Source organism: Streptomyces sp. NPDC004647, from assembly GCF_040609575.1.
Taxonomy (GTDB): Bacteria; Actinomycetota; Actinomycetes; order Streptomycetales; family Streptomycetaceae; genus Streptomyces.
This window is the reverse complement of sequence record NZ_JBEXKU010000187.1, coordinates 1-2710: the sequence shown is the minus strand read 5'-3', so window position 1 is coordinate 2710 and position 2710 is coordinate 1. Positions and strand designations below refer to the sequence as shown.

General features: G+C 70.4%; 3 protein-coding genes. All 3 read left to right on the top strand.

What is annotated here, in order from left to right; all coding sequences use genetic code 11:
* Nucleotides 1–216, top strand: a 216-nt coding sequence (locus ABZW18_RS34500; RefSeq protein WP_356195411.1) for a helix-turn-helix transcriptional regulator, incomplete at its 5' end; no start/stop codon positions are given.
* Nucleotides 216–893: a hypothetical protein gene (locus tag ABZW18_RS34495; protein WP_356195408.1), complete on the top strand. Its 678-nt coding sequence runs from the start codon at nucleotides 216–218 to the stop codon at nucleotides 891–893. The genes ABZW18_RS34500 and ABZW18_RS34495, both read left to right, overlap by 1 nt.
* 249 nt (nucleotides 894–1142) lie before the next feature.
* On the top strand, nucleotides 1143–2710 hold a 1568-nt coding region (locus ABZW18_RS34490), incomplete at its 3' end, for an MMPL family transporter (protein ID WP_356195406.1).

The following is a 2710-nucleotide window of genomic DNA, read 5'->3' as shown; positions in this document are numbered from 1 at the left end:
GGGGACGCGATCAATCTGCCGACCGGCACCGTCTATCCGGCCCTGCACCGTCTGGAGGCCGCGGGGCTGGTCGGCAGTGAGTGGTCCCGGCACAATGGCCGCCGCCGCCGCAACTACTTCCTGACCTCGGCGGGACGCCGTGCCTTGGCGGACAAGCGTACGGCGTGGCAGGAAGTTTCCTCGGTCATCTCGGTCGTATTGGGAAGCGAGGCGTGATGGAGGCGGCAGTACTGCAGCGCTACACCGACCGCTTGGCCCAGCACCTCGTGGGCCCGTACTCGAGACGCTCCGCGATCATCGACGAGGTGATGGACGGGCTGCAGTGCGCCGCCGAGTGCAACCTCGAGGGCTGCCCCGACGCCGAGGAAGCCGCGCACCGCGCCGTCCAGGAGTGGGGGCCACCCAGCGAGATCGCCCGGGCCTACAACGACGCGACGCTGCGCATCAGCGCAAACCGTCTGTCGCTGCGGGCCGTGTGCGTTCTGCCGCTGCTCGCGGTCACCTGGGCGTCCGCGCTGCTCGGTGGCCCGGCCGGGCCGTGGGCGTACCGCCATCCGCCCCTGCTGGTGACGGGCCTGTCGGTGGTGGCGTTCGGCTGCGTGCTCTCTCTCAGCGGGGCGGTCTCCGGGCTGCGCAGCGGCAGCGGGATTCGGGCGGCGGCCGCACGGCGGGGCGAGACCGTCACGACGGGAACACTCGCGGCACTCATCGGCCTGCTCTGTGTGCTGGCCGCTCTCGTCCTCCTGCTGCTCAACCGGGGCCTGAGCCATCCGGAATCCCTGGACTGGGCCATGGTTTCCATCCCTGCGACGCTGACTGTCCTGTCCGGCGCCTACTTCGCCCTGTCCCTGAGGCGCTTCCTGTCCGTGGTACGAGGAGCGGGCCCCTCGTAAGGAGGACGTTTCGCGCGGCTGCGTCCGCCGTACCCGCCTTCGCGGCCCGTTCGCACCGGCCGCCGTCATCAGAGCTCCCGTGTGCGGGCGACAACTCCCTTCGTTGTCGCCCGCGATGGGAGCTTTTTGTGTTTGCCCGCCACCGACCTGGTTTCTGTTGCGGTCCCCGCGGGCGACCGCTACCTTGGCGTTGATAAGTAGCACGGCTACACAATAGCGTCCCTACAGGAGGTCGGTACCGTGGAGCGCATGACACGGTGGGTGCTTGCTCACCGGTGGCCCGTGGTCCTCGTATGGGTGGTACTCACCCTCGTCGGAGGGGCCATGTCGGGCAGCACCATCGACAAACTCACCTACGAGTCGCGGCTCCCGGACAAGCCGGCCCAGGAGGCGAACGACACCCTCGCCCAGCGTTTCGCCCACACCGGCGGCAAGAACGCCCCGCTGCTGCTCGTGGTGACCGTGCCCGAGGGCACCACCGCCGACAGCGCGGCCGTCAGTCAGAAGTGGGGCGACCTGGTCACCAAGGTCACACCGAAGGGCGGCCGCAGCGTCTCGTACGCCGGCACCAGCGACGACTCGCTGCTGTCCAAGGACAAGCGCACGACCGTCGCGCTGGTCTACCCGCCGGCCAACCCGACCAACGCGCCCTATGCGCAGTCGCTCCCGGGGATCAAGAAGACGGTCGAGCAGACCAAGATCGCGGGCGCACAGGTCGAGCTGACCGGTCAGCCCGTCCTCTCCGGCCGCGACAGCGGAGCCCAGCGCAGCCCCATCTACGAGACTCTCATCGGTGCCGTCGGCGCCCTGCTGGTGCTCGTCCTGGTCTTCGCCAGTGGCCTCGCGATTGTGCCGGTGCTGATGGCCGCGGCCGCCATCCCCACCACGTTCCTGCTCGTGCGCGGCGTCACCGGGATCACCGATGTCTCCTTCATCGTCCAGTTCCTGGTGTCGCTCATCGGCCTGGGCATCGCCATCGACTACGCACTCCTCGTCGTCACCCGCTGGCGCGAGGAACGCAACAAGCCGGGTGCCGACGGCCCCGAGCCCGAGGCGCGCAAGGAAGCGATCGTGCGGTCCGTGGCCAGTGCCGGCCGGGCTGTCGCGCTGAGCGGCGCCACGGTGGCGATCTCACTCGCCGCGCTCGTCGTCCTGCCGGTGCCCTTCCTGCGCAGTGTCGGATACGCGGGCCTGCTCATCCCCCTCGTCAGCGTCGCCGTTGCCCTCACGCTGCTGCCTGTGCTGCTGTATGCGTGGGGCGACACGCTCGACCGGCCGCGTCGGCAGCACCGCCCGGACAGCCGGATGTGGAGCAAGGTCGCCGCACTCACCACCCGCCGTCCCGCGGTGTGCGCGATCCTCAGTGGCGCGCTGCTGCTCATGCTGGCCGCGCCCGTGCTCGCCCTGCGGCTCGGGCAGCCGGAGACCGCGACGCTCGCCCAGGGCGGCCGGCCCGCCAAGGCCTTCGAGCAGATCGTCGACGCGGGCTTCGGCGAGGGCATCGCCCGCCCCGTCGAGGTACTCGTAGACGCGAACGGCACCGACGCGATGAACGGCAAGCTCGCCGGCATCGACGGCGTCGCGGGCAGCGTCGCCCCCGCGGACTGGGCGCGCGACGGCAGCCAGATCGTCGATGTGTGGACCACCGAGGACCCGTCGGGCAACGGCGGCCGTGACACGGTGTCCACCGTGGTGGACACCGCACGGGAGACCCAGGGCGCCCTCGCCGGCGGCGGTCCCGCGCAGGACGCCGACTTCATCGACGCGGTCTACGGATCGCTCGGCCTCATCGTGCTCTTCGTCGCCCTGATCACCTT